This is a genomic window from Longimicrobium sp. (genome assembly GCF_036554565.1).
Lineage (GTDB): Bacteria > Gemmatimonadota > Gemmatimonadetes > Longimicrobiales > Longimicrobiaceae > Longimicrobium.
Genome location: NZ_DATBNB010000283.1, coordinates 1 through 1,793, shown reverse-complemented (window position 1 = coordinate 1,793; position 1,793 = coordinate 1). Strand labels below are relative to the sequence as shown.

Here is a 1,793-nt window from a genome sequence, read left to right as displayed (position 1 = left end):
CTCAACCGGGTTTCGGATTGTGCATGGCGCTCGCATAATCCCCGCGTCCCAGCCCACACAAGCCCGCAGCGCGACGAAAGAGCCGGATGAAGATCACCGCCATCGAGCCGCAGAAGCACGATCCCGACCGCGTGAGCGTGTTCGTGGACGGCGAGTTCCGCATGGGGGTGTCGATGGAAATCGCCCACGCCGCCCACCTGCGCGTGGGCGACGAGGTCACCGAGGCGCGCCTGGCCGAGGTGGAGCGGCGCGACCGCGGATGGCAGGCGCGCGAGGCCGCGCTCCACCTGCTGGCGGTGCGCCCGCGCGCGGCGGTGGAGCTCGCCCGGCGGCTGCGGATGAAGGGCTACGAGCCCGAGGTGACGGACGAGGTGATCGAACGGCTGCGCGAACTGGGGATGATCGACGACGCGGCGTTCGCGGGGACGGTGGTGCGCGACCGCGTGCGCCTGCGCCCCTCCGGCGCGCGGCGGCTTGCGAGCGAGCTGCGCGCCAAGGGCGTGGACGAAGAGGTGGCGCGCGACGCCATCCGCGACACCTTCGAAGGCGAAGGCACCGACGAGCGGGAGCTGGCCCTGCGCGCGGCGGAAAAGTGGCGCACGCGCCCCGGCGAGGAGCGCGACCGGGCCCGGCGCAGGCTGCAGGGCTTCCTGGCACGCCGCGGCTTCGGCGGCGAGACCATCCGCGAAGTGATCGACGAAGTGCTCCCCGCCGGCGGCTCTGACTAGGGGCGCTGCGACCCGGACTACGGCCAACATTCTACAAACGTTTACTGCAACGGATGTCCGCATCAGTGGAACAGGCGTTGCATTGGGAGCCGGCCGTTCTACCGGCCGCTCCCCCGGGCGTGGCCGCCTGTTCGGCAGGCCCTGAAGTGGAAGGACCAGCAGTGCGAACCCGGCGACTGAACGACCTCCCCGCCGCCCTCGAGGCGGGGCTCACGGCGATCGAAGCATCGCTGGAAAAGGCGGAGCCGCGCACCCGCGGCATCCTGCTGAAGCGCGCCGGGGACCTGTGCGCCAGCATGGGCGAAGGCCGCCGCGCCCTGGTGTGGTACGGCCGCGCGGTAGACCAGTACCTGGAACTGCGCGACACCGCCGCCGCCGGGCTGATCTGCCGGATGATCCTTCACGTGCATCCCGACGCCGTGCGCGCCCGCTGCACCCTGTGCTGGATCGACATCGCCGCCGGCCGCCATGAGCAGGCCGCCGCGCGCGTCTGGGAATACGCCGAGGCCGCGGGCAAGGCAGGGCAGCAGCAGATTGCCGCCCAGCAGCTGGGGGCGATGTTCGACGCCGCGGGCGAGGGGCCGCTGCGCGAGCGCATCGTCTTCGCGCTCCTGCGCCTGGGCGAGGGCGAGCACGCCGGCCGCCTCAGCCAGCGCCACGACCCCGCCGCGGATGCGCAGCCCGGGGCCGCCGCGCAGGTGTGGTCGCAGCTGATGGAAGGCACGTCGTCCCCCGCCGGAGTGCTCGCCGCGGCCTGAGCCGGACGGCGCACGAACGGAAAGAGCCCGCCGCGATCCTCGATCGCGGCGGGCTCTTCCGGTTTCGGGCCGATGCGTGGGCTACACGGAAATGGTGATCTCCGTCTCCGCCTCCACGGGCCGGTTGGTGTCCAGGCTGACGGCGGGGCGGAACTGCAGCTCCATCCCCCAGCGCCGGATGCGCTCGTCGTAGCCCCGGTTGCCGGTGCTGGTCAGCAGCCTGGCCTCGCGCACCCTGCCCCGCACGTCCACGCGGAAGCGGATGGTGACTTCCTGGCTCGCCACGCCACGCGGCTTGTCGGGCGGA

At 72.5% G+C, this 1,793-nt stretch carries 3 protein-coding genes; 2 read left to right on the top strand and 1 reads right to left on the bottom strand.

Annotated features, from left to right (window positions below; genetic code table 11):
- Positions 1 to 86: 86 nt before the first annotated feature.
- Positions 87 to 728, top strand: a complete 642-nt coding sequence (locus tag VIB55_RS07585) for a regulatory protein RecX (RefSeq protein WP_331876068.1) — start codon at positions 87 to 89, stop codon at positions 726 to 728.
- 161 nt (positions 729 to 889) lie between these two features.
- Entirely contained in the window at positions 890 to 1,486 is a 597-nt protein-coding gene (locus VIB55_RS07580) for a hypothetical protein (RefSeq protein ID WP_331876067.1), read from the top strand.
- 81 nt (positions 1,487 to 1,567) lie between these two features.
- On the opposite strand, the gene VIB55_RS07575 is transcribed toward VIB55_RS07580, so the two are convergent.
- A partial coding sequence (locus VIB55_RS07575) for a TonB family protein (protein WP_331876066.1) occupies positions 1,568 to 1,793 on the bottom strand: 226 nt, incomplete at its 5' end.

Bases quoted from the DNA above. Each gene is read 5' to 3' on its own strand.
- VIB55_RS07585 (WP_331876068.1), top strand. From the start codon at position 87: ATGAAGATCACCGCCATCGAGCCGCAGAAGCACGATCCCGACCGCGTG.